A 24379-nucleotide genomic window follows, 5' to 3' on the forward strand; every position below is an offset into this window, starting at 1 on the left:
GGCTCGCGTACGGATCCACGAGGACACCGGCCTCCCCGGGATGGCTCAGGCCGACGATTCGTTCAGAGCCGCGAGCTCCTCTCGACTGCCGACGAAGACGTTCATGTCGATGTAGCGCTCCTCGCCGCCGTAGCCGTCGCGCCAGTCTCGGTGGGAGTACTGCCACAGGGACCAGTCGCGGCCGTCGTCCAGCCGCGGTGGCAGCACCACGGACCGGATCCAGATCGGGTGCTCCGGCTAGGCACCGGAGATGTACCTCGTGTAGGCCTCCAGGGTGGTGTAGATGACCGGTGGGACCAGATCACGCCGGTGACGACCAGCAGCGCGATGACACCTACCGCGACCAAGAGGCCCAGCAGCCCAGGCAGGAGGAACCGACGGGTGCCCCTGCCGGGCCGACCGGCCCGCGCGGTCGCGGGTGCCTGCATCAGGCGCGGTGCTCGCGGTAGTAGCGGATCAGCGCGGCGGTCGAGGAGTCCTCGGCCGCAATCGCCTCCTCGTCGCCGGCGACCGCGGGGGCCAGGCCCTTGGCCAGCTGCTTGCCCAGCTCCACCCCCCACTGATCGAAGGAGTTGATGCCCCACACCACGCCCTGCACGAAGGTGATGTGCTCGTACAGCGCGATCAGCTGGCCCAGCACCGACGGGGTGAGCTTCGGGGCCATGATCGAGGTCGTGGGCCGGTCCCCGGAGAACTCGCGGGCCGCGACCAGTGCTCCCTCGGTGCCCTCGGCGCGCACCTCCTCGGCGGTCTTGCCGAAGGCCAGGGCCTTGGTCTGGGCGAAGAAGTTCGCCAGGAACAGCTCGTGGACGTCCTGCTCGCCGTCGGTCAGCGGGTGGTTCGGGGTGGCGAAGGCGATGAAGTCCGCCGGGATGAGCCGGGTGCCCTGGTGGAGCAGCTGGAAGAAGGCATGCTGCCCGTTGGTGCCGGGCTCGCCCCAGAACACCTCGCCGGTGTCGTAGGAGACCAGCGAGCCGTCCCAGCGCACCGACTTGCCGTTGGACTCCATCGTCAGCTGCTGCAGGTAGGCGGGGAAGCGGTGCAGGTACTGGGAGTAGGGGAGCACTGCGTGGGTCTCGGCGCCCTGGAAGTTCACGTTCCACACGTTCAGCATGCCCATCAGCACCGGCACGTTGTCCTCCAGCGGGGCGGTGCGGAAGTGCTCGTCCATGGCGTGGAAGCCGGCCAGCAGCTCCTCGAAGGCGCCCGGCCCCAGCACGGTCGCCAGCACGGTGCCGATCGCGGAGTCCACGCTGTAGCGGCCGCCCACCCAGTTCCAGAAGCCGAAGGCGTTCTCGGGATCGATGCCGAACTCCTCCACCTTGTCCAGGGCGGTGGAGACGGCCACGAAGTGGCGGCGCACGGCCTCGGCCTCGAGGTCCTGGTCCAGCCCGCGATCGCGTAGGCCGCCCAGCAGCCACTCGCGCACCAGTCGCGCGTTGGTGATGGTCTCCAGGGTGGTGAAGGTCTTGGAGGCCACGATCACCAGGGTGGTCTCGGGGTCCAAGTCGGCCGTGGTGGCATAGGCGTCGGTGGGGTCGATGTTGGAGATGAAGCGGGCGGAGAGGCCGTCCTGCGCCAGCGGCTTCAGTGCCTCGTAGATCATCTCCGGTCCCAGGTCGCTGCCGCCGATGCCGATGTTGACCACGGTCTCGATGCGCTTGCCGGTCACGCCGGTCCACTCCCCGGAGCGCACCTGGTCGGCGAAGTCGTAGACGCGGCGCAGGGTGGCGTGCACGTCGGCGTCCACGTCCTGGCCGTCCACCGTCAGGGCGGGCTCGGCGCCCTCGGGCCTGCGCAGCGCGGTGTGCAGCACGGCGCGGTCCTCGGTGGTGTTGATGTGCTCGCCCGCGAACATGGCGGCGCGGCGGTCCTCCAGGCCCACCTCGCGCGCCAGGTCCAGCAGCAGCTCCACGGTCTCGGCGGTGATCAGGTTCTTGGACAGGTCCACGTGGAGGTCCGCGGCGGCGTGCGTGAAGCGCTCGGCACGCTGCGGGTCCTGGTCGAACCACTCGCGCAGGGACGTTGTCTGGTCCTGGTAGTGGGCCTCGAGGGCCTCCCAGGCGGCAGTGGTGGTGGGGTCGATGGCGGAACCGGTGGTGTCGTTCGTCGTGGAGGTCATGGCTCCATTGTGTCGTGGGGAACCAGGTCGGTCCACGCAGCAGGCCGGCTGCCCGCGGTCGGCACTGCCTTCCGCGCCCCACGTCGGAGCATTGAAGCAACCTCCGTTGACGGTAGGTTCTCGCGGTAACAAGTTCATCACGATGTGGCGTGGCGCACACCGGGAGCGTCTGGGTGCGTCATCGTTCACAGAGAATCTTCGTTCACCTCAGATCGTCCCGACAACCAACACGCTGCCTTCGAAGGAGACGCGATGAACATTCGCCGTCGCACCATGATCCAGACCACCGCCCTCACGGGCACCGCCGCTGTGGCCCTTGCCGCCTGCGGCGGCGATAACGGCGGGGGCGATGGGGGCACCGGGGGCTCGGACGCTGGCGGCTCGCCCGACGCCGTCATCACCTTCAACAACAGCGAGCCGCAGAACCCCCTGGTCACCACCAACTCGATCGAGATGGGCGGGATCAACATCCTGGCGAACCTCTACTCGGGGCTCTTCACCTACGACGCCGAGGGGGCACCGCAGGAGGAGATGGCCGAGTCCGTCGAGACCGAGGACAGCCAGCACTACACGATCACGATCAAGGACGGGTGGACCTTCACCAACGGAGACCCCGTCACCGCGCAGAACTTCGTCGACGCCTGGAACCATGGTGCCAACGGTGCGAACGGTCAGGTCAATTCCTACTTCTTCGAGTCCATCGAGGGGTACGCCGAGATCGCGGGCGAGGATGCCGACCCCACGGCGACGATGAGCGGACTGACGGTGGTGGACGACCTCACCTTCGAGGTCACCCTGGTCTCACCGCAGTCCGACTTCCCGATCCGTCTGGGCTACATCGCCTACTCGCCCCTGCCGAAGGCGTACTTCGATGATCCGGAGGGCTTCGGCCAGGCCCCCATCGGCAACGGCCCCTACCGCCTGGTGGAGTGGAACCAGAACCAGAACGCACTGCTGGAGGTGAATCCCGACTACACCGGTCCGCGCAAGCCGGCCAACGGGGGCCTTGACTTCGTGGTGTACCAGAACCCCGAGACGGCATACAACGACATGCTCTCCGGCAGTCTGGACGTGATCGACACCATCCCGCCCAGCGCCCGCTCCTCCTACCAGGACGAACTCGGCGACCGCGCTGTCAGCAAGCCCGCGGCCACGATCGCCTTCTTCGGCATCCACATGGAGGACCCGGACTACACCGGTGAGGCCGGCATGCTGCGTCGCCAGGCGATCTCCCGTGCGATCGACCGGGCGACGATCTGCGAGACGATCTTCAGCGGCACCACCTCGCCCTCGACCGACTTCATCTCACCGGCGGTGGCCGGGCACTCCGAATCCATTCCCGGCAACGAAGTCCTGCAGTATGACGAGGCCGAGGCCAAACGCCTGTGGGACGAGGCGGAGGCGATCCAGCCGTTCCAGGGCCCCTTCACACTCTCCTACAACGCTGACGGCAGCCATCAGGAGTGGGTCGAGGCGATCTGCAACGGTCTGAAGAACGTGCTGGGGATCGAGGCCCAGGGCAACTCCTTCCCCGACTTCAAGTCACTGCGCGAGGCGACCACCGGCCGCACCATCACGGGGGCGTTCCGCAGCAGCTGGGTGGCTGACTACCCCTCGATGTACAACTTCCTCGGCCCGCTGTACTCCAGCGCCGCGGCCGAGGGGCGGGGCTCGAACAACTGGGACTACATGAACCCCGAGTTCGACGAGATTCTGCAGGAGGGGCTCAGCGCGACCAGTGAGGAGGAGTCCCTGCGGATCGGCCAGCAGGCGCAGGAGCTGCTGCTGCGCGACCTGCCGGCGATCCCCCTGTGGTTCAACAGCGTCTCGGCGGGCTATGCGGAGACGGTGGAGAACGTAGAGTTCAACTGGGGCTCACAACCGATCTACTACCAGGTCACCAAGAAGTCCTGAACGGACCTCGGCACCGATCCCGGTGGGCGGACAGTGCGTGCACACGCCGCCCACCGGCCCCGCCCCGGGGGAGCCGGAATACCCTGTGATCGGGGCAAAACGCCCCTCAGGGCAGAACAGTGACCCAACTGTTACCCGGATTGCACACCGGTGGGCGTAGACACGTGCACACTGTCTTTCACCGTGATGATGCGAAGACGCATCCTCGGGTGCAGGAAGCTGATGCGGCACGTTCGCCCATCCAGTACAGGAGAAGCACAGAACCTCACAGGAGGCTCCCATGGCCATTTCGCGACGATCGATGATCCTCGGCACGGCCGCCACCGGCACGGCGGCGCTCACCCTCGCCGCCTGCGGCAGCGATGACGACGGCGGCAACGGCGGCGGTGGCGGTAACGGCGGCAGCGACGGCGGTTCCGGCGGCGACGCCGGCGCGGTCGTGATGATCAACGGCACCGAACCGCAGAACCCGCTGCACACCACCAACACCAACGAGGTCGGCGGCGGCAAGATCCTGCAGAACCTCTTCTCCGGCCTGGTCTACTACGACGCCGAGGGGACCCCGCAGAACGAGATGGCGGAGTCCATCGAGACCGAGGACAGCCAGAACTACACCATCACGATCGCCGACGGCTGGACCTTCACCAACGGCGACCCGGTCACGGCGCAGAACTTCGTGGACGCCTGGAACTACGGTGCCAACGGTGCGAACGGCCAGTACTCCTCGTACTTCTTCGAGTCGATCGACGGCTACGCCGACATCTCCGGGAAGGACGCCGATGCCTCCGCCACCCTCAGCGGTCTCGAGGTGGTCGACGACCGCACCTTCACCGTGAAGCTCTCCTCGCCCCAGTCGGACTTCCCGACCCGCCTGGGCTACACCGCTTACTCGCCGCTGCCCCAGGCCTTCTTCGATGACCCCGAGGCCTTCGGCGAGGAGCCGATCGGCAACGGCCCGTACAAGCTGGTGGCGTGGAACCACAACCAGAACGCCGAGCTCGAGGTGAACCCGGACTACAACGGTCCGCGCAAGCCCGAGAACGGCGGCCTGGACTTCGTCTTCTACCAGGACCAGGAGACCGCCTACAACGACCTGCTCTCCGGCGGCCTCGACGTCATCGACGCGATCCCGCCCAGCGCCCTGTCGAGCTTCGAGAGCGAGCTGGGGGAGCGGGCGGTCAACCAGCCCGCGGCGGGCAACGCGACCATCACCATCCACGTGGACGACCCCAACTTCTCCGGGGAGGCCGGGACGCTGCGCCGCAAGGCCATCTCCCGCGCCATCAACCGCCCGGAGATCTGCGAGGCGATCTACGGCGGCACCCGCACCGCCGCCACCGACTTCACCACCCCCGTGGTCAACGGCTACTCGGAGTCCATCCCCGGCAACGAGGTGCTCGAGTTCGACGAGGCCGAGGCGAAGAAGCTGTGGGACGAGGCCGAGGCCATCCAGCCCTTCGAGGGCTCCTTCAGCCTCTCCTACAACGCCGACGGCGGGCACCAGGAGTGGGTGGACGCGGTCTGCAACTCGATCCGCAACGTGCTGGGCATCGAGGCCGCCGGCAACTCCTACCCGGACTTCAAGTCCCTGCGCGACGACGTCGTCGCCCGCACCATCGAGGGCGCGTTCCGCACCGGCTGGCAGGCCGACTACCCCTCGATGTACAACTTCCTGGGCCCGCTCTACACCTCGGCCGCGGCCGACGGCAAGGGCTCCAACGACGGCGACTACAAGAACCCCGAGTTCGACGAGGCGCTGCTGGCGGGCCTGTCCGCCACGGACGAGGAGGAGTCGTACACCCTCGGCCAGAAGGCGCAGGAGATCCTGTTCCAGGACCTCCCGGCGATCCCGCTGTGGTTCAACAACGTCGCCGGCGGCTACGCCGAGACGGTGGAGAACGTCGTCTTCGGCTGGGACTCCCAGCCGATCTACCATCAGATCACCAAGCAGGCCTGATCACGCACGGGCGGGGGCACGGGCGCGCGGCCGACGGCTGCGCCCTGGGTCCCCGCCCCGTGCCGTGCCCGTCCCGTCCCCTACCCCCTTGGGAAGTGCGAGTATGACCTGGTACGTGCTGCGTCGCGTGCTGCAGATGATCCCGGTCTTCTTCGGCGCCACGCTCCTCGTGTACTTCATGGTGTTCTTCATGCCCGGCGACCCGATCGCCGCCCTGGGCGGCGACAAGCCGCTGCCGGAGGCCGCACAGATCCGTCTGCGCGAGGAGTTCAACCTCGACAAGCCGTTCCTGGTGCAGTACTTCCTGTACCTGGCCAACATCTTCCAGGGCGACCTGGGATCCACCTTCCGGGGGCAGTCGATCAGCAAGCAGCTCGCTGACGCGTTCCCCATCACCATTCGCCTGGCGATCATCGCGATCATCTTCGAGTCCGTGCTCGGCATCATCGCCGGCGTGATCTCGGGCCTGCGCAAGGGGACCTGGATCGACACCACGTTCCTGATGCTCTCCCTGCTGGTGATCGCCGTGCCCACCTTCGTGCTCGGCTTCGTCGCCCAGTTCGTGCTGGGCGTGCAGCTGCGTGTGATGCCCGTGAACGTGGGGCGCGACCCCAGTTGGGAGAACCTGCTGGTGCCCGGCATGGTGCTCGGTGCGGTGTCGTTCGCCTACGTGCTGCGACTGACCCGCACCCAGGTCGCGGAGGTCGCCTCCCAGGACCACGTGCGCACCGCCACCGCGAAGGGCCTGCCGCGCCACCGCGTGATCTCCGCCCACGTCCTGCGCAACTCGCTGATCCCGGTGATCACCTACATCGGCATCGACCTGGGCATGCTGATGGGCGGGGCGATCGTCACCGAGTCCATCTTCAACATCCCCGGCGTCGGCTTCCACCTGTGGGACGCCATCCGCGCCGGTGAGAACACCAAGGTCGTCACGATCGTGACCCTGCTGGTCACGGTGTTCGTGATCGCGAACCTGATCGTCGACATCCTGTACGCCCTTCTCGACCCGAGGATCCGCTATGTCTCGAAGTCCTGACACCCTCCCCGGGCAGGGGCATTACGTCGCACCGCTGGACGAGGTGCCTCTGCGGGCCGTCGACGCCGTCGACACCGAGGCGGAGCCCCGCTCCCTGTGGGGCGAGGCCTGGCATTCCCTGATCCGCAACCCGATCTTCATCATCGCCGGTGTGCTGATCGCCTTCATCCTGCTGGTGGCGCTGCTGCCGGGGCTGTTCACCGACAACGACCCCCGCTTCTGCGAGCTGAAGAACAGCTACGGCGGGCCGCAGTCCGGTCACCCCTTCGGCTTCGACCAGCAGGGCTGTGACGTGTACTCCCGCGTCATCTACGGCGCCCGCGCCTCGGTCAGCGTCGGTGTTCTCACCACCATCGGGGTAGTGCTGCTGGGCGGTGCGATCGGTGCGATCGCCGGCTACTTCGGCGGCTGGTTCGACGCGATCCTCTCCCGCGTCACCGACATCTTCTTCGCGATCCCGCTGGTGCTGGGCGCCATCGTGATCATGCAGCTGTTCCGCCAGCACGCCGGGGTGGTGCTGCTGGTCTCGGTGATGGTGGTGTTCGGATGGACCTCGATCGCCCGCATCGCCCGCTCCAGCGTGATGAGCGTGAAGAACGCCGAGTTCGTCACCGCCGCCACGGCGCTGGGCGCAGGCCGACTCACCAACCTCGGCAAGCACATCCTGCCCAACGCGATCGCCCCGGTGATCGTCACGGCCACCGTGAACCTGGGTGTGTACATCGTGGTGGAGGCCACCTTGTCGTTCCTCGGCGTGGGCCTGCCGGACTCCACCGTCTCCTGGGGGGTGGATATCTCCAAGGCGCAGTCGGCTCTGCGTGACCGCCCCACCCTGCTGTTCTACCCGGCCGGTGCACTGGCCATCACGGTGCTCAGCTTCATCATGATGGGCGACGCCGTGCGCGACGTCCTCGATCCGAAGGCCAAGAAGCGATGACCCGGACCAGCGAACCCACCGACACCACCGACCTGTTCACGCCGGACCGCGACCGCCGCGAGAAGGCGGGCACCCCGGCCCCGCTGCTGGACATCCGGGACCTGGACGTCACCTTCTCCACCTCTGCCGGTCCTGTGCCCGCGGTGCGCGGTGCGAACCTCACGGTGTACCCGGGGCAGACGGTCGCGATCGTCGGCGAGTCCGGTGAATATTCGCCTCGCTGGGGTCCGCTGATCGAGGGTTCGGGTGCCACGTCGCTGCCGTAGCGGTGGCGTCGTTCGGGACCACCAGTGGTGTCGTTGGGGCCGCTCTGTCTACGCTCCTTCCGCCGTGTGTATAGGGCACGCGGCGGAAGGAGCAATCTGGAATGGTACGGAAGATCAGGGCGAAGCTGGTGCTCCAGCTGCGCGCAGAAGGTCTGTCGGGGCGAGCGATTTCGTCCTCGCAGGGCATGTCCCGCAAGTCCGTGAGGGCGGTGTTCGAGGCCGCTGACGCTGCAGGGATCGGGTGGGGCGATATCGCGGACGTCGCCGATGAGCAGGTGTATGCCCGGTTGTTCCCGGGCCGGGGCGAGCACGAGAGCGTGTTCGCACAGCCGGACTGGGAACAGGTCCATCGAGAGATGGCCAGGGTCGGCGTGACGCTGAAGCTGTTGCACGGCGAGTACTTCGACGCGACCACGGCGGCTGGGGATCCGGCGATGGGGTATGACCGGTTTTGCCGCACCTACCAGCACCACGTCATGGTCACCGGTGCCGCTTCGAGAGTCGGTCACAAGGCCGGCCAGAGCGTGGAGGTCGACTGGTCCGGCCCCACGATGGAGCTGGCCGATCCGGTCACCGGCGAGGTCTCGAAGGTGTTCTTGTTCGTTGCCTGCCTGCCTTTTTCTCGTTACGCGTTCTGCTTCCCGGCGCTGGATATGCGCCAGGAGTCCTGGCTGCGAGCGCACGTAGCGATGTTCGAGGCGCTGGGCGGGACGGTCCCGAGGATCGTTCCGGACAACCTCAAGACCGGTGTGGTGAAGCACCCCCGCGAGGGCGAGATCGTCCTGAACGATGCGTATCGCGAGATGGCAGCGCATTACTCGGCGGCGGTGCTCCCGGGGAGGGTGCGGAAACCGAAAGACAAGGCGAGCGTGGAGAACACCGTCGCGCACGTCGCGACCTGGGTCATCGCCGGGCTGCGGGATCAGCGATTCACGTCCCTGCCCGAACTTGCAGCCGCCATCGGGCAGCGGATGGAGGCCTATAACGCGGAGCCGTTCCAGAAGCGGCCCGGATCCCGCGCCAGCGTGTTCGACGCGGAGGAGCGGCCGCTGCTGACGCCGCTGCCGGCGGTGCCCTACGAGATCTCGACATGGCACTACGGACGACGAGTGGGCAGGAACGGGCACGTCACGTTCGCGCGGAACTTCTACTCCGCGCCGTTCGCGCACATCGGCGCGAAGGTCGATCTGCGCATCACGGCCCGGACGCTGGAGATCTATCAGGGCAGCCAGCGACTGACCAGTCACCTGCTGCTCCCGGAGACCGCGAGCAATGAGTACCGCACCAACGACGCGGACCTACCTGCGGGCGAGCGTTTCCAGGCCTGGGACGCGCAGAGGGTGCGGGCGTGGGCAGATCGGGTCGGGCCGGCCACGGTGATCGTGATCCAGCGGATCTTCGAGTCCGTGCCGATCGTGGAACAGGGCCTGGATCCCGCGTTGGCGGTGCTACGGCTCTCTCGCCGCTTCTCCGTAGATCGGGTCGAGGCGGCCTGCGCACTCGCGCTGACGGGACGGGTCCGTTCACCGCGCTATGCGCATCTGCACCCGATCTTGGCCACCGGGCAGGACAAGGTCGCCGCCCTGCGTCCACCCCGCGAGGAACCCGCGGAAGACGGCGGATACGTCCGTGGCGCCGACTACTACGCCGGAGGTGTCCGGTGAGCGTGATCGATAACGACACGAAGCGGAAGCTGCGCGAGATGGGCGCGACCGCGCTGCTGGACGCGATCGATGCCCAGGATGAGGCTCACGTGCTGGGGATGTCGTTCCAGGAACGGCTCCAGCTGATCGTGGACGAGGCGCATTCCATCTTCAATCATGGAAAGGTCGAGGGTCTGATCCGCCGGGCGGGGCTGCGTTATCCCGGAGCGGACCTGCGGCGGCTGGATCTGGTCGAGGAACGGGGACTGAACCGGAACGTGATCGCGCAACTGGCAACCTGCTCCTTCATCCAGCGGCAACAGAACGTGGTCTTCCAGGGCTTCACCGGCTCAGGGAAGTCCTACCTCGGCTGCGCGCTGGCGAAGCAGGCCTGCCAGCACCGGCTCCGAGCCCACTACATCCGAATGCCCGACCTCGAAGAGGCCTGGGCCCTGGCAAAGGACAAGCCGCAGGGCCAGACGAAGTTCCTGCGGAAGTACTCCACGTTCTCGCTGCTGGTGATCGACGAGTGGCTGCTGGACCATCCTGACGAGGGAATGCGTTCGATGCTGCTGGAACTGCTCGAGCGCCGCTATGACACCGGCTCGACCGTGTTCTGCACCCAGTACCCGAAGAAGGACTGGCACGCCCGGCTCGGTGGAGCAGTCCACGCCGATGCGATCATGGACCGCATCGTGCACAACACAATCTGGATCGACACCGGCGACAGGAACATGCGAGAACACACCGCACTGCCCCAGTGACCCGATGCCGGCGGGAGCCAGTGGTCCCCACCGCGGCGGCTACTGGCCCCCGTCGGCACGATCGGCGGTCCCCAAGAGCAAGATTCGGTGGCTCCCACGACTACGAATACTCATCCGGCTCCGGCAAGTCCACCACCGCGATGGCGATCTCCCAGCTGCTGCCCCGCAACGGGGCCATCACCGGCGGGCAGATCGACTTCCAGGGCAAGGACATCGCCCAGGCCAGCAGCAAGCAGATCCTGGCCCTGCGCGGCAGCGAGATCGGCCTGGTGCCCCAGGACCCGATGAGCAACCTCAACCCGCTGTGGCGGGTGGGCTTCCAGATCAAGGAGACCCTGGTCGCCAACGGCATCGCCCGCGGCAAGGAGGCCGACCGCAAGGTGGTCGAGCTGCTGGCCGAGGCCGGGCTGCCCGATCCGGAGCGGCGCGCGAACCAGTTCCCCCACGAGTTCTCCGGTGGTATGCGCCAGCGTGCCCTGATCGCCATGGGCCTGGCGGCGCGCCCCTCGCTGCTGATCGCCGACGAGCCCACCAGTGCGCTGGACGTCACCGTGCAGCGACAGATCCTGGACCACCTGGACCACCTTACCGACAGCCTCGACGTGGCGGTGCTGTTGATCACCCATGACCTGGGGCTGGCCGCGGAGCGCGCCCAGCACCTAGTGGTGATGTACCGCGGTCACGTGGTGGAGTCCGGGCCGGCCCTGCAGCTGCTGCAGGACCCGCAGCACCCCTACACCCAGCGGCTGATCGCCGCGGCGCCGTCTCTGTCCAGCCGACGCCTGGTCTCCGAGCGCGAACGGGCCGCCACCCGGGAGCACGCCGAGGAGGTCGCCCACAAGCGCGATGCGCACCCGGCCAAGCACGACGACGGTGACGACATCATCGTGGTGGAGAACCTCACCCGGGTGTTCTCGATCCGTGGCGGCGCACCCTGGCAGAAGGCCACCCCGTTCACCGCGGTGGACGATGTGTCCTTCCGGCTGCGGCGCGGCACCACCACGGCGATCGTGGGGGAGTCGGGCTCGGGCAAGTCCACGGTCGCGCAGATGGTGCTGCGCCTGTTGGAGCCCACCTCGGGCCACGTGCGCTTCGATGGCCGTGACCTGGCCACCATGTCGGCCAAGGAGCAGTTCGCCCTGCGCCGCCGGGTGCAGCCGATCTTCCAGAACCCCTACGGCGCCATCGACCCCACGTACTCCATCTTCCGCACCGTCGAGGAGCCTCTGCGCCTGCACGGCATCGGCAACCGGAAGGAGCGGGTGGCGCGGGTGCGCGACCTGCTGGACAAGGTGGCGCTGCCCACCGGGGTGATGGACCGCTACCCCAACGAGCTCTCCGGTGGTCAGCGTCAGCGCGTGGCCATCGCCCGCGCCCTGGCCCTGGAGCCGGAAGTGGTGGTGTGCGACGAGGCGGTCTCCGCACTCGACGTGCTGGTGCAGGCGCAGGTGCTGGAGCTGCTCAACGACCTGCAGAGCGAACTGGGCCTGTCCTACATCTTCATCACCCACGACCTCGCCGTGGTGCGGCAGATCGCCGATGACGTGATCGTGATGGAGCAGGGCAAGGTGGTCGAGCACGCCCCCACCGAGCAGGTGTTCACCAACCCCCAGCAGGAGTACACCAAGCGCCTGCTGGACGCGATCCCCGGTCGCACCATCGAGCTGGCCGGCTCTGCCATCCTGGGTGATCTCGAGGAGGCGCACGAGGCCACCACCGACAGTGAGCCCGGCGAGGACGAGCACGATCAAGCCGCGCGCGGACCGATCGGCTCCGAGGGCGACGACCCCTACACCACAGGGGGCATCGTCTGAGGTCCTGTCCCTCGGCAGGTGTCGCGGTGCACATCGGTGCGGACGTGTCATCGGCGACCCTACGGGGACGGAAGTCCTGAGTGGCTTATACAATCGCCACGGCCCGGGGGCGTGCCGTACCCCGTGCGCCCCACCCACTTGCGACTCGAAACGAGCACCTACGCGTATGACACTTCGCCACCGCACCGACCTGCGCAACGTCGCGATCGTCGCCCACGTCGACCACGGCAAGACCACCCTGGTCGATGCCATGCTGACCCAGGGCGGCGCCTTCGGCGACCACGACAAGCACGACGAGCGGGCGATGGACTCCGGCGAGCTGGAGCGCGAGAAGGGCATCACGATCCTCGCCAAGAACACGGCGATCCGCTACACCGGCCCCTCGGCCGCGAAGGCCGGCGAGCCCGACGGCATCACCATCAACGTGATCGACACCCCCGGCCACGCCGACTTCGGCGGCGAGGTGGAGCGCGGTCTGTCGATGGTGGACGGCGTGGTGCTGCTGGTGGACGCCTCCGAGGGCCCCCTGCCGCAGACCCGCTTCGTGCTGCGCAAGGCCCTGGCCGCGAAGCTCCCCGTGATCCTGGTGGTCAACAAGGTGGACCGTCCCGATGCCCGCATCGACGAGGTGGTCAGCGAGACCACCGACCTGCTGCTGGGACTAGCCTCGGATGTCGCCGAGGAGGTCGAGGACCTCGACCTCGACTCGGTGCTGGACATGCCGGTGGTGTACGCCTCCGGCAAGGCCGGTCGTGCCTCCCTCACCAAGCCCGCCGACGGCACCCTGCCGGAGGAGACCACGGTGGAGGCGCTGTTCGCCACCATCCTGGAGTCCATCCCTGCCCCCACCTATGACGACGAGGTGCCGCTGCAGGCCCACGTCACCAACCTCGATGCCTCCCCCTTCCTGGGCCGCCTGGCGCTGCTGCGCATCAAGAGCGGCGAGCTCACCAAGGGCCAGCAGGTGGCCTGGTGCCAGTCCGACGGTGAGATCCGCCCGGTGAAGATCACCGAGCTTCTGGAGACCAAGGGCCTGACCCGCGAGCAGATGACCCGCCCCGCGCGTCCGGGCGACATCGTCGCGGTGGCCGGCATCCCGCAGATCATGATCGGTGAGACCCTCGCCGATCCCGCCGATCCGCGCCCCCTTCCGTTGATCGAGATCGACGAACCGGCGATCTCCATGACCATCGGCATCAACACCTCCCCGCTGGCCGGCAAGAACGCCAAGGGCCACAAGCTCACCGCCCGTCAGGTGAAGGACCGCCTGGCCTCGGAGCTGGTGGGCAACGTGTCCCTGCGGGTGCTGCCCACCGAGCGTCCGGATGCCTGGGAGGTGCAGGGCCGCGGCGAGCTGGCCCTGGCGATCCTGGTGGAGCAGATGCGCCGCGAGGGCTTCGAGCTGACCGTGGGCAAGCCCACCGTGCTCACCCGCCAGATCGACGGCGTGGTGCAGGAGCCCGTGGAGCGGATGACGGTGGACGTGCCCGAGGAGTACCTGGGCACCGTCACCCAGCTGATGGCCGCCCGCAAGGGCCGCATGGAGACCATGAGCAACCACGGCTCCGGCTGGGTGCGCATGGAGTTCACCGTGCCCTCCCGCGGCCTGATCGGCTTCCGCACCCGCTTCCTCACCGAGACCCGAGGCAACGGCATCGCCTCCTCCTACGCAGCCGGTTTCGCGCCGTGGATGGGCACCATCGAGTTCCGCTCCACCGGATCCCTGGTGGCGGACCGCCCCGGCGTCGTCACCCCCTACGCGATGATCAACCTGCAGGAGCGCGGCTCCTTCTTCGTCGAGCCCACGAGCGAGGTCTACGAGGGCCAGGTGGTGGGGGAGAACTCCCGCAACGAGGACATGGACGTCAACATCACCAAGGAGAAGAAGCTGACGAACATGCGTGCCGCGTCGGCCGACTCCTTCGAGAACCTGGTGCCGCCGCGCAGGCTCACCCTCGAGGAGTCCCTCGAGTTCGCCGCCGAGGACGAGTGCGTCGAGGTGACCCCGCAGATCGTGCGGATCCGCAAGGTGATCCTCAACGCCGGGGAGCGGGCCCGCGCCCGGTCCCGCTCCAAGGCGAACGCCTGAGGCACCAGCAGTGATCGGGCACCAGCAGTGACCACGACACCCGGGGAGCCGGGCCGGCAGGTGGACACCCAGTCCCTCGCCGCCCGCATGTCCCAGGTGGCGCTGGCGATCGTGATCGCGGTGCTGTCGGTGGTGCTGCTGGTGACCACCCATCGGGTGCGCCTCGCGCTCGGCGGCGTGGACCTGCCGGCGGGTCTGCTGTTCGGCACCGCGTTCCAGGTGACCGCCTGCGTGTTCCTGTACGCGGCCACCGGGTCACGGCTCCCGCTGGTGGTGCTGGGCTCCCTGTGGGGGCTGCTGGCGATGCCGTTCCTGGGCCGCGGCGTGGGCGGGGGAGTGCTGTTCCCCGCCGTGATCGGTGATCAGGTGCAGCTGTCCGGGTGGATCGTGCAGGGCATCGGGGTGCTGCTGCCGTTCGCGATGGCGCTGGTGATCACTGCGCTGCGACGTCGGCCTGGCCCGCGTCCTTCCCGCCGTTCCCGCTGAGGTCGTGCCCCTGGCCGGGGTGCGACTCGACGGTGCCCTGGCGCCGCTGCGGGGGCGGCGGCACCGGCTTGGCGGCCACCACCAGGGTGCGCGGCACCCGCACGGCGCCCCGCTTGGTCATCACCTCGACGCTGTTCTCGTCGACCTCCAGGATCGTGCCCAGGGCGTCGGTCATCGACTCCCCGTGCGGGGAGGCGGTGCGGTCGATCGCGTACCGCATGACCACGCGGCGCCCGGGCTCCAGGAACGGGGCCCATCCCGGGCGGCGGCGGTGGCCGTCGTTCATCACCACGTGCTCCTCCTGGCGGCTTCGGTCGTGATCGGCAAGCAGGCAGGTTACTGCTCGGAAGGGGCCTGTGACCACCGTTGGTGCGCTCCCGGGGGTGTTCGGCCCGTCACGCCCGGCCGCCGCGCCGCGTCCCGGTTCCCACGCCGGGCCGCCGAGGTGCGATGATGGTGCGGTACCCGTCGGAAGGAACTGCACCATGACGTACGTCATCGCCCTGCCCTGTGTCGATGTGAAGGATCGTGCGTGCGTGGACGAGTGTCCGGTGGACTGCATCTATGAGGGCAACCGGATGCTCTACATCCAGCCCGACGAGTGCGTGGACTGCGGTGCCTGTGAGCCCGTGTGCCCCGTCGAGGCGATCTTCTACGAGGACGACGTCCCGGACCAGTGGGCCGAGTACTACGACGCCAACGTCAACTTCTTCGACGATCTCGGCGCGCCCGGTGGCGCGGCCAAGATGGGCGTGATCGACAAGGACCACCCGCTGGTCGAGGCGCTCCCGCCCCAGCCCAACCCGCTGGCCTGAGCACGTGGTGACAGCACCGCACCCCCGCAGGACCCTGGCCTCGCGCCTGCCCGAGTTCCCCTGGGACAGCCTCGCCTCCGCCCGCGAGCTCGCGGCCTCCCACGCAGACGGCATCGTCGACCTCTCCGTGGGCACCCCGGTGGATCCCACCCCGGTCTCCGTGCAGCAGGCGCTCGCCGATGCGGCCGACTCCCACGGCTACCCCACGACCATCGGCACCCCCGCCCTGCGCGAGGGCATCGTCTCCTTCCTGCAGCGCCACCGCGCAGCGCCCGCAGAGCTCGACGTGCAGCACGTGCTTCCCACCATCGGCTCCAAGGAGCTGGTGGCGCACCTGCCCTTCCAGCTCGGCCTCGGCCCCGGGGATGCCGTCGCGTTCCCGCACGTGGCCTATCCCACCTACGACATCGGAGCTCGCCTGGTGGGCGCCCAGCCCCTGCCGGTGGACATGGTGCGCCTGGCTGTCGAGGGGGAGGCTGCCCTGCCCGATCCCTCGCTGGCCTCCCGGATCCGCCTGCTGTGGCTGAACTCGCCCTCGAACCCCACCGGCGCGGTGCTGGAGGCGGACCAGATCGCCGCGATCGTGCGCTGGGCCCGCGAGCGCGGCATCGTGGTCGCCTCCGACGAGTGCTACGCCCTGCTACCGTGGACCGTCGACGAGGTGCCCTCGGTGCTGGACCCCCGCGTGAACGAGGGGAGCCTCAGCGGCCTGCTGTGCGTGTACTCGCTGTCCAAGCAGTCCAACCTGGCCGGCTACCGCGCTGCCTTCGTGGCCGGTGACCCGGCTCTGGTGGGGGAGCTGCTGGCGGTGCGCAAGCAAGCCGGAATGATGATCCCCGGCCCCATCCAGGCCGCCATGGCCGCAGCCCTGGACGACGACGGCGCGGTGGCGGCTCAGCGGGAGACCTACCGAGCGCGTCGCGCACTGCTCTCCGGTGCACTGCGCGACGCCGGTGGCGAGATCCACGGATCGGACGCAGGCCTGTACCTGTGGACCACCTTCCGCGAGGACTGCGCCACGTCCGTGCGGGCACTGGCCGGTCTGGGGATCCTGGTGGCCCCGGGGATGTTCTATGGTGAAGCAGGCGGGACCTTCGTCCGAGTGGCACTGACGGCCACCGATGAGCGGATCGCCGCTGCCGCCCGGCGCCTGCAGCGCCACTGAACGATCCGACCACGCACAACGGAGAGCCCATGGATCACGCGACGACGCCCGCCCGCCTCGCCTACGACGAGAAGACCCTCGATCTGCCGCGCATCGACGCCGTGGAGGGCAATCCGGGCATCGGGATCGGGCCGCTGCGCAAGGAGACCGGCGCGGTCACCTACGACCCCGGTTTCATGAACACCGCCAACACCACCTCGGAGATCACCTACATCGACGGTGACGAGGGGATCCTGCGCTACCGCGGCTATCCGATCGAGCAGCTCGCCGAGCACTCCACCTACCTCGAGGTGGCCTACCTGCTGATCCACGGCGAGCTGCCCACCCGCGGCCAGCTCGACAACTTCTCCGCCCAGGTGGAGCGCCGCACCCTGCTGGACGAGCGCTTCCGTCGGCTGTTCGACGGCTACCCGCGCGATGCCCACCCGATGGCGGTGCTGCAGGCCGGCGTCTCCGCGCTGTCCACCTTCTACCAGGACTCCCTGGATCCCTTCGACGAGGAGCAGGTGCGGCTGTCCTCGGTGCGGCTGCTGGCCAAGATGCCCACCATGGCGGCCTACGCCCATCGCATCGCGCAGGGCCACGCGCTGCTGTACCCGGACAACCGCCTCTCCCTGATCGAGAACTTCCTGCGCCTGACCTTCGGCTTCCCGGTTGAGGAGTACATCGCCGACCCGGCCGTGGTGCGTGCCATGGAGCAGCTGCTGATCCTGCATGCGGACCACGAGCAGAACTGCTCCACCTCCGCGGTGCGCCTGGTGGGCTCGGCCCAGGCCAACCTGTTCACCTCGATCTCGGCCGGCATCGGCGCGCTGTCCGGCCCTGCGCACGGTGGCGCCAATGCCGCGGTGATGGAGATGCTCAACCTGATCCGCGACGAGGGCATCGACCCCCGCGACTACATGGAGAAGGTGAAGAACAAGGAGGACGGCATCCGGCTGATGGGCTTCGGCCACCGGGTGTACAAGAACTACGACCCCCGCGCCCGCATCGTCAAGAGCATCGCCGACACCGTGCTGGAGCGCCTGGGCGTCAACGACGAGCGCCTGGAGCTGGCGATGAAGCTCGAGGAGATCGCGCTGAACGACGACTACTTCGTCGAGCGCAAGCTGTACCCGAACGTGGACTTCTACACCGGCATCATCTACAAGGCGATGGGCTTCCCCACCCAGATGTTCACGGTGCTGTTCGCGATCGGTCGCCTGCCGGGCTGGATCGCGCAGTGGCAGGAGATGATCCACGACCCGGACACCAAGATCGGCCGCCCGCGCCAGATCTACACCGGCCACCCCGAGCGCCCGTACCAGGCGATGGAGGAGCGCACCGGCACCAGCGAGCTGCGCCTGGCGGAGCTCAAGGCCGAGATCGACAAGCGGGGCTGAAGCCGGTCCGATCGGCTGGACGGGCCCACACGCCCCGATGCAGAGGCCCGGAGTGCTCGCAAAAGCTCGAGACGGTGTCGAGACCGTGAACGGTTGAAGAACATCACGTTGACGCGCGGTCCTCGCCCCCCCTCCTGGTAGCTTCATCCCACGTCGGGTGACCGGCTTGTGGATCCAACAGGACAAAGGGGTTTGTTGTGATGTCTGTACCAAAGATTTCGATGATTCGGCGTGCTGTCGCTTCGCTTTTCGCCACATCTCTTATTGCATGTGGCGCTGTGACAGCCGCCGAGGCTGTGGTCGTCACCAAGTATCCTTGTGGGGGGACTTGGCGTTACGAGTCGAGTGTGCCGCGAGACATCCTGGTGTTCTCAAGCTATTTCAATTCGCGAACCGTTCACCGGGCGTCGGTGATTAATGGCAATGGCGTCTACAAGGAGTCGGGCTGGAAGAATTCCGGGGTCAATGCTGACGCCAGCGTCATGGGCACAGATAAAGTTGATGAAGCCTACTATGCGAACAAGAACCCCGAGAGATACTGCAAGTAGATTGACAGATTGAGTATTCGTAGTCGTGGGAGCCACCGAATCTTGCTCTTGGGGACCGCCGATCGTGCCGACGGGGGCCAGTAGCCGCCGCGGTGGGGACCACTGGCTCCCGCCGGCATCGGGTCACTGGGGCAGTGCGGTGTGTTCTCGCATGTTCCTGTCGCCGGTGTCGATCCAGATTGTGTTGTGCACGATGCGGTCCATGATCGCATCGGCGTGGACTGCTCCACCGAGCCGGGCGTGCCAGTCCTTCTTCGGGTACTGGGTGCAGAACACGGTCGAGCCGGTGTCATAGCGGCGCTCGAGCAGTTCCAGCAGCATCGAACGCATTCCCTCGTCAGGATGGTCCAGCAGCCACTCGTCGATCACCAGCAGCGAGAACGTGGAGTACTTCCGCAGGAACTTCGTCTGGCCCTGCGGCTTGTCCTTTGCCAGGGCCCAGGCCTCTTCGAGGTCGGGCATTCGGATGTAGTGGGCTCGGAGCCGGTGCTGGCAGGCCTGCTTCGCCAGCGCGCAGCCGAGGTAGGACTTCCCTGAGCCGGTGAAGCCCTGGAAGACCACGTTCTGTTGCCGCTGGATGAAGGAGCAGGTTGCCAGTTGCGCGATCACGTTCCGGTTCAGTCCCCGTTCCTCGACCAGATCCAGCCGCCGCAGGTCCGCTCCGGGATAACGCAGCCCCGCCCGGCGGATCAGACCCTCGACCTTTCCATGATTGAAGATGGAATGCGCCTCGTCCACGATCAGCTGGAGCCGTTCCTGGAACGACATCCCCAGCACGTGAGCCTCATCCTGGGCATCGATCGCGTCCAGCAGCGCGGTCGCGCCCATCTCGCGCAGCTTCCGCTTCGTGTCGTTATCGATCACGCTCACCGGACACCTCCGGCGTAGTAGTCGGCGCCACGGACGTATCCGCCGTCTTCCGCGGGTTCCTCGCGGGGTGGACGCAGGGCGGCGACCTTGTCCTGCCCGGTGGCCAAGATCGGGTGCAGATGCGCATAGCGCGGTGAACGGACCCGTCCCGTCAGCGCGAGTGCGCAGGCCGCCTCGACCCGATCTACGGAGAAGCGGCGAGAGAGCCGTAGCACCGCCAACGCGGGATCCAGGCCCTGTTCCACGATCGGCACGGACTCGAAGATCCGCTGGATCACGATCACCGTGGCCGGCCCGACCCGATCTGCCCACGCCCGCACCCTCTGCGCGTCCCAGGCCTGGAAACGCTCGCCCGCAGGTAGGTCCGCGTCGTTGGTGCGGTACTCATTGCTCGCGGTCTCCGGGAGCAGCAGGTGACTGGTCAGTCGCTGGCTGCCCTGATAGATCTCCAGCGTCCGGGCCGTGATGCGCAGATCGACCTTCGCGCCGATGTGCGCGAACGGCGCGGAGTAGAAGTTCCGCGCGAACGTGACGTGCCCGTTCCTGCCCACTCGTCGTCCGTAGTGCCATGTCGAGATCTCGTAGGGCACCGCCGGCAGCGGCGTCAGCAGCGGCCGCTCCTCCGCGTCGAACACGCTGGCGCGGGATCCGGGCCGCTTCTGGAACGGCTCCGCGTTATAGGCCTCCATCCGCTGCCCGATGGCGGCTGCAAGTTCGGGCAGGGACGTGAATCGCTGATCCCGCAGCCCGGCGATGACCCAGGTCGCGACGTGCGCGACGGTGTTCTCCACGCTCGCCTTGTCTTTCGGTTTCCGCACCCTCCCCGGGAGCACCGCCGCCGAGTAATGCGCTGCCATCTCGCGATACGCATCGTTCAGGACGATCTCGCCCTCGCGGGGGTGCTTCACCACACCGGTCTTGAGGTTGTCCGGAACGATCCTCGGGACCGTCCCGCCCAGCGCCTCGAACATCGCTACGTGCGCTCGCAGCCAGGACTCCTGGCGCATATCCAGCGCCGGGAAGCAGAACGCGTAACGAGAAAAAGGCAGGCAGGCAACGAACAAGAACACCTTCGAGACCTCGCCGGTGACCGGATCGGCCAGCTCCATCGTGGGGCCGGACCAGTCGACCTCCACGCTCTGGCCGGCCTTGTGACCGACTCTCGAAGCGGCACCGGTGACCATGACGTGGTGCTGGTAGGTGCGGCAAAACCGGTCATACCCCATCGCCGGATCCCCAGCCGCCGTGGTCGCGTCGAAGTACTCGCCGTGCAACAGCTTCAGCGTCACGCCGACCCTGGCCATCTCTCGATGGACCTGTTCCCAGTCCGGCTGTGCGAACACGCTCTCGTGCTCGCCCCGGCCCGGGAACAACCGGGCATACACCTGCTCATCGGCGACGTCCGCGATATCGCCCCACCCGATCCCTGCAGCGTCAGCGGCCTCGAACACCGCCCTCACGGACTTGCGGGACATGCCCTGCGAGGACGAAATCGCTCGCCCCGACAGACCTTCTGCGCGCAGCTGGAGCACCAGCTTCGCCCTGATCTTCCGTACCATTCCAGATTGCTCCTTCCGCCGCGTGCCCTATACACACGGCGGAAGGAGCGTAGACAGAGCGGCCCCAACGACACCACTGGTGGTCCCGAACGACGCCACCGCTACGGCAGCGACGTGGCACCCGAACCCTCGATCAGCGGACCCCAGCGAGGCGAATATTCACAGATCGTTATGGTGCATAACCTCGCGAGCCGAGCCAGCCGGGTCAACGTGAAGACCAGGCTGGCTCGGTTCACCTCGCGATGGCGCTGCGACCTGCTCGTCGTCGGTGTGGTGCTTCTGATGAGCATCACCTCGGTGCTCACAGGCCTTGTCTCAACTGTTGAAACGGACTCGACTTTTCCCCGAGGTGCTCAGCTGACGCTCATCATCCGGGGCGCACCACCGGGAGTCACACCGGAAACGCTCACTGAGGAGTTCCGTGAGCTGCGGCCCCAGTTCGTTGAGAGCTCCCTGCACGGAGAGATCATTCACGCGCCGTTGGAGACGGAATCCGGATCAGAGCTCACCTGGCAGCTTCCCCTGGGCCGCAGCACAACGCTTTCCGCGGGCACGTACCCCGATTCCGCCACTGGCGTGATGACCCTGCAGGGAGACATCGCAGAGATGGCGCAAGTGGTGCGCAGCCTCAACGAGCAAGGGTATGAGACCATCGCGACCATCCGTACCACTGCGACTGACCTTCCGCCGTGGATGGCGCCACCTCTTGGGCCGATCACCTTTCTCGCCTTCCTCTGTGCCGTCGGTTCGACAACTCTGCTGCACCTGAACCGGCGAGTTGCAGCAGCCGCGATCGATCAGACCTTGGGGCGCCGCCGCCTTGCGGCTCGAGGGCGCGATGGACTCGCCCTGGTCTGCTGGGCTTTGGCAACGACGATGGTGGTCGGAGCGGTTGCCATAGCAGCAGTGGGATTCTTCTCCCCTTCAGCGCTTCGCGCCACAGGTTTCGTTCCTCTGCTGATTGCCACGCTGCTTCTGCAGTGGGGCGGAATCGTGAGCGCCATGGCGGCGGCAGTCGTTGTCAGCGAGGTCACGGCTGCGCCGCTGCTGGAACGGTTGCACTCCGTGGCTTCACAGCAGACGATCATCGCCGCTTCCGCAGCGGCGCTGGCACTGTTCACTGGAACTGCCCTGGTGATTACTCCGGTGATGGTGAACGTCGTTGACCAGTTGCGCTCCTCGGCGCGGGTCGGCGAGCAGTGGGAGAACGTCCCGGACGTCACCTCGGTGAGCCTGTTCGCTCTGGCCGAGCCAGAACTGCAGGCATCCGCTCCCAGTGTCCGTCAGCTTGTCCTCGAGAGCTCACTGGCCGGAACCGCTGTGCTCAACGATCCTGACGATGAGTGCGAGATGGCTGCCGCAGGCCTCGGCGGCGACTGTGTTCTGCACCTCAATGACACTTTCTTCTCGCTGTCCGGCCAGAAACCGGAGCAGTTCGGACTGCCTGAAGTTGCTCAATCAGAGCTGATCGTTGCCATTCCGCGATCCCGGGCGATGGACAGCGATCAGATCACGCACACCGCACAGGAATGGGCTGGCTTCGAGTCTCGCGCCGACTGTGAAGTCACTGGTGATGGGTGCACGGATATCCCCGCACCTCCGACTGTTCGGGTCGTGACCTATGAGGATGGGTTCACTCTGGAGTCATTCACGGCGAACTCAAGTTTGCATGGTGGTCCTGCCGAGTATTCGAATCCGGTTCTGTACTACTACTCATTGAGTTCGCCCTGGTTGTCGACCGTGAATACCATCGGTGCCATTTCTGGTGGAGGGATATCCTTCATGCAGAGTGCCGAGGTCGTGCGTGAGCAATGGGGCAGTGCAGGGCTGCGCGACCTCGTGGCAGACGTAACTTCCTCACGGGAATCGGCATTGGTGGCCGCCCAAAGGCTGCGGAACGAAGCGCTGGTGAACGGCACACGAGTTCTGATCGCTCTCGCCGTGTCGGTCGTCTCCGTCGTGCTGCTGGCAGCGGCTGAGTGCCGCCGCCAGCACGATCGCCTGCTGGCAGCATTCGTGCTGGGCCGCAGGTGGTTGTCCCGGCACTGGCGATTCCTCAGCCTGGCTGGAGCATCCCTGGCGACCGGGCTGGGAATGGCGGTGACACTGCGTGGGACTGATCGAGGCAGCGACTGGGTGCTGTGGGCGATCTGTCTAGGAGTGCTGATGACCCTCGCTGCTTTCACGGTGTCCTGGTTCGATCGCAGGATCTGCGGCGATTCGGTCAAGGAGAGATGAGATGGCTGATAAGACGATGGCTCTCACAGCTGAGAACCTGTCCAAGAGCTTCGGCAGCCGCGGCCTCTGGGAGGGATTCAGCCACCGCTTCGACGCCGGCAGTCTCACCACCCTTTCCGGTCCGAGCGGATGCGGCAAGACCACCCTGCTGAACTGCCTCAGTCTGCTGGAACGGGTGGATCAAGGTCGGCTCCTGCTGGGCGAGGAGGTGATCTCCCCGTCCATGCGTCGGCGGCTGTACCGCACGACCTTCGGGTTCCTGTTCCAGAACAGGGGACTGGTGGAGCAGGACACCGTGGAGCGGAACCTCAGGCTGTCGCCGCAGCTCAGCGGAATCCCCCGCAAGGAGGCCGCCCGTCGAATCGACGAGGCCCTGGAGCAGGTTGGTGTGCTCACGCAGAAGAACGACCCCGTCTTCCAGCTCAGTGGCGGTGAGTACCAGCGTGTGGCTTTCGCTCGGCTCATCGTCCACGGGGCGCGGGTCGTATTTGCCGATGAGCCCACGGCCTCGCTCGATGACGGCAACGCCCGGAGGGTCATCGAACTGCTGCGCGAGCATGCGGACGGCGGCGGCATCGTCATCTGCGCGACTCACGACGCGGCAGTGCTCGCGGCCGCTGACGGGACAGTCGACGTCTCGTCGTTCGCGACCCAGGGCACTGCTCGCTGAGACCCCTCGCAGACCCCGGGATGTGAGGGGTCTCACGTGAGGTACGTCGCAGGTCGGGGGCCATTTTCCGGGACCTTCCGCCTGAGGGTCGTCAGGACCTG

At 67.1% G+C, this 24379-nt stretch carries 21 protein-coding genes and 1 pseudogene; 16 read left to right on the top strand and 6 right to left on the bottom strand.

Annotated elements, in window-relative coordinates; translation table 11 throughout:
• Positions 1 to 45 precede the first annotated feature (45 nt).
• Complete coding sequence (locus tag JOD52_RS04215; RefSeq protein WP_204408871.1) at positions 46 to 210, bottom strand: glycoside hydrolase family 25 domain-containing protein; 165 nt, start codon at positions 208 to 210, stop codon at positions 46 to 48.
• A gap of 217 nt (positions 211 to 427) precedes the next feature.
• On the bottom strand, positions 428 to 2122 hold the full coding sequence (gene pgi, locus JOD52_RS04220) for a glucose-6-phosphate isomerase (RefSeq protein WP_204408872.1): 1695 nt from the start codon (positions 2120 to 2122) through the stop codon (positions 428 to 430).
• A 252-nt stretch (positions 2123 to 2374) separates the two neighbouring features.
• On the opposite strand from pgi, the gene JOD52_RS04225 reads away from it, so the two are divergent.
• The 10 genes and pseudogenes from JOD52_RS04225 to JOD52_RS04270 all read left to right on the top strand — a co-directional run bounded on the left by JOD52_RS04225 (position 2375) and on the right by JOD52_RS04270 (position 15031).
• On the top strand, positions 2375 to 4036 hold the full coding sequence (locus JOD52_RS04225) for a peptide ABC transporter substrate-binding protein (RefSeq protein WP_204408873.1): 1662 nt from the start codon (positions 2375 to 2377) through the stop codon (positions 4034 to 4036).
• 280 nt (positions 4037 to 4316) lie between these two features.
• Positions 4317 to 5993, top strand: a complete 1677-nt coding sequence (locus tag JOD52_RS04230) for a peptide ABC transporter substrate-binding protein (RefSeq protein WP_204408874.1) — start codon at positions 4317 to 4319, stop codon at positions 5991 to 5993.
• Between the two features lie 103 nt (positions 5994 to 6096).
• A complete protein-coding gene (locus JOD52_RS04235) occupies positions 6097 to 7032 on the top strand; it encodes an ABC transporter permease (RefSeq protein ID WP_204408875.1) in 936 nt (311 codons plus the stop codon).
• Entirely contained in the window at positions 7016 to 7969 is a 954-nt protein-coding gene (locus JOD52_RS04240; RefSeq protein WP_017822708.1) for an ABC transporter permease, read from the top strand. The genes JOD52_RS04235 and JOD52_RS04240 overlap by 17 nt, the downstream gene beginning before the upstream one ends.
• Positions 7966 to 8175 (top strand): annotated as a pseudogene (locus JOD52_RS04245) (ABC transporter ATP-binding protein); the annotation flags it as partial. The gene JOD52_RS04240 and the pseudogene JOD52_RS04245, both read left to right, overlap by 4 nt.
• A gap of 161 nt (positions 8176 to 8336) precedes the next feature.
• Positions 8337 to 9899, top strand: a complete 1563-nt coding sequence (gene istA / locus JOD52_RS04250) for an IS21 family transposase (RefSeq protein WP_204408388.1) — start codon at positions 8337 to 8339, stop codon at positions 9897 to 9899.
• Positions 9896 to 10642: an ATP-binding protein gene (locus tag JOD52_RS04255; RefSeq protein ID WP_338124028.1), complete on the top strand. Its 747-nt coding sequence runs from the start codon at positions 9896 to 9898 to the stop codon at positions 10640 to 10642. The genes istA (JOD52_RS04250) and JOD52_RS04255 overlap by 4 nt, the downstream gene beginning before the upstream one ends.
• A gap of 20 nt (positions 10643 to 10662) precedes the next feature.
• Positions 10663 to 12456, top strand: coding sequence for a dipeptide ABC transporter ATP-binding protein (locus JOD52_RS04260; protein ID WP_338124048.1), 1794 nt, complete (start codon positions 10663 to 10665; stop codon positions 12454 to 12456).
• Positions 12457 to 12622: 166 nt separating this feature from the next.
• Positions 12623 to 14545 carry a translational GTPase TypA gene (gene typA / locus JOD52_RS04265; protein ID WP_204408876.1) on the top strand — a complete coding sequence of 641 codons (1923 nt, stop codon included), beginning with the start codon at positions 12623 to 12625 and terminating at the stop codon, positions 14543 to 14545.
• Positions 14546 to 14572: 27 nt separating this feature from the next.
• Entirely contained in the window at positions 14573 to 15031 is a 459-nt protein-coding gene (locus JOD52_RS04270; RefSeq protein ID WP_259803926.1) for a hypothetical protein, read from the top strand.
• Here the strand turns inward: JOD52_RS04270 and JOD52_RS04275 are convergent.
• Entirely contained in the window at positions 14979 to 15317 is a 339-nt protein-coding gene (locus JOD52_RS04275) for a putative acetyltransferase (RefSeq protein WP_042342794.1), read from the bottom strand. The genes JOD52_RS04270 and JOD52_RS04275 overlap by 53 nt on opposite strands.
• A 199-nt stretch (positions 15318 to 15516) precedes the next feature.
• Between JOD52_RS04275 and fdxA the strand changes: the two genes are divergently transcribed.
• The 4 genes from fdxA (at position 15517) to JOD52_RS17855 (ending at position 18941) form a co-directional block, all read left to right on the top strand.
• Positions 15517 to 15846, top strand: coding sequence for a ferredoxin (gene fdxA / locus JOD52_RS04280; RefSeq protein WP_017822703.1), 330 nt, complete (start codon positions 15517 to 15519; stop codon positions 15844 to 15846).
• A 7-nt stretch (positions 15847 to 15853) separates the two neighbouring features.
• Positions 15854 to 17011, top strand: a complete 1158-nt coding sequence (gene dapC, locus JOD52_RS04285; RefSeq protein ID WP_204408877.1) for a succinyldiaminopimelate transaminase — start codon at positions 15854 to 15856, stop codon at positions 17009 to 17011.
• 29 nt (positions 17012 to 17040) lie between these two features.
• Entirely contained in the window at positions 17041 to 18393 is a 1353-nt protein-coding gene (locus tag JOD52_RS04290; protein WP_017822701.1) for a citrate synthase, read from the top strand.
• A 221-nt stretch (positions 18394 to 18614) separates the two neighbouring features.
• Positions 18615 to 18941 carry a lactococcin 972 family bacteriocin gene (locus JOD52_RS17855; protein WP_276548792.1) on the top strand — a complete coding sequence of 109 codons (327 nt, stop codon included), beginning with the start codon at positions 18615 to 18617 and terminating at the stop codon, positions 18939 to 18941.
• Here JOD52_RS17855 and JOD52_RS04300 read toward each other — a convergent pair.
• From JOD52_RS04300 to istA (JOD52_RS04310), 3 genes are read right to left on the bottom strand one after another with little or no spacing between them, the layout of a single operon-like run.
• Positions 18905 to 19060, bottom strand: a complete 156-nt coding sequence (locus tag JOD52_RS04300; protein ID WP_204408879.1) for a hypothetical protein — start codon at positions 19058 to 19060, stop codon at positions 18905 to 18907. The two genes, JOD52_RS17855 and JOD52_RS04300, sit on opposite strands and share 37 nt — an antisense overlap.
• Before the next feature lie 4 nt (positions 19061 to 19064).
• Positions 19065 to 19811 carry an ATP-binding protein gene (locus JOD52_RS04305; RefSeq protein WP_338124028.1) on the bottom strand — a complete coding sequence of 249 codons (747 nt, stop codon included), beginning with the start codon at positions 19809 to 19811 and terminating at the stop codon, positions 19065 to 19067.
• Positions 19808 to 21370 carry an IS21 family transposase gene (gene istA / locus JOD52_RS04310; protein WP_204408388.1) on the bottom strand — a complete coding sequence of 521 codons (1563 nt, stop codon included), beginning with the start codon at positions 21368 to 21370 and terminating at the stop codon, positions 19808 to 19810. The genes JOD52_RS04305 and istA (JOD52_RS04310) overlap by 4 nt, the downstream gene beginning before the upstream one ends.
• A 114-nt stretch (positions 21371 to 21484) precedes the next feature.
• On the opposite strand from istA (JOD52_RS04310), the gene JOD52_RS04315 reads away from it, so the two are divergent.
• Positions 21485 to 23608, top strand: coding sequence for a hypothetical protein (locus JOD52_RS04315; protein ID WP_204408880.1), 2124 nt, complete (start codon positions 21485 to 21487; stop codon positions 23606 to 23608).
• A 1-nt stretch (position 23609) separates the two neighbouring features.
• On the top strand, positions 23610 to 24278 hold the full coding sequence (locus tag JOD52_RS04320; RefSeq protein WP_042342773.1) for an ATP-binding cassette domain-containing protein: 669 nt from the start codon (positions 23610 to 23612) through the stop codon (positions 24276 to 24278).
• Positions 24279 to 24379 lie beyond the last annotated feature (101 nt).

It is taken from the genome of Brachybacterium muris, from assembly GCF_016907455.1.
Lineage (GTDB): Bacteria > Actinomycetota > Actinomycetes > Actinomycetales > Dermabacteraceae > Brachybacterium > Brachybacterium muris.

Coding starts and splice junctions, on each gene's coding strand:
- JOD52_RS17855 (WP_276548792.1), top strand. CDS start 18,615: ATGATTCGGCGTGCTGTCGCTTCGCTTTTCGCCACATCTCTTATTGCA.
- JOD52_RS04290 (WP_017822701.1), top strand. CDS start 17,041: ATGGATCACGCGACGACGCCCGCCCGCCTCGCCTACGACGAGAAGACC.
- istA (WP_204408388.1), bottom strand. CDS start 21,370: ATGGTACGGAAGATCAGGGCGAAGCTGGTGCTCCAGCTGCGCGCAGAA.
- JOD52_RS04225 (WP_204408873.1), top strand. CDS start 2,375: ATGAACATTCGCCGTCGCACCATGATCCAGACCACCGCCCTCACGGGC.
- JOD52_RS04320 (WP_042342773.1), top strand. CDS start 23,610: ATGGCTGATAAGACGATGGCTCTCACAGCTGAGAACCTGTCCAAGAGC.
- JOD52_RS04300 (WP_204408879.1), bottom strand. CDS start 19,060: ATGCCGGCGGGAGCCAGTGGTCCCCACCGCGGCGGCTACTGGCCCCCG.
- JOD52_RS04275 (WP_042342794.1), bottom strand. CDS start 15,317: ATGAACGACGGCCACCGCCGCCGCCCGGGATGGGCCCCGTTCCTGGAG.
- pgi (WP_204408872.1), bottom strand. CDS start 2,122: ATGACCTCCACGACGAACGACACCACCGGTTCCGCCATCGACCCCACC.
- fdxA (WP_017822703.1), top strand. CDS start 15,517: ATGACGTACGTCATCGCCCTGCCCTGTGTCGATGTGAAGGATCGTGCG.
- JOD52_RS04230 (WP_204408874.1), top strand. CDS start 4,317: ATGGCCATTTCGCGACGATCGATGATCCTCGGCACGGCCGCCACCGGC.
- typA (WP_204408876.1), top strand. CDS start 12,623: ATGACACTTCGCCACCGCACCGACCTGCGCAACGTCGCGATCGTCGCC.
- JOD52_RS04235 (WP_204408875.1), top strand. CDS start 6,097: ATGACCTGGTACGTGCTGCGTCGCGTGCTGCAGATGATCCCGGTCTTC.
- istA (WP_204408388.1), top strand. CDS start 8,337: ATGGTACGGAAGATCAGGGCGAAGCTGGTGCTCCAGCTGCGCGCAGAA.
- JOD52_RS04240 (WP_017822708.1), top strand. CDS start 7,016: ATGTCTCGAAGTCCTGACACCCTCCCCGGGCAGGGGCATTACGTCGCA.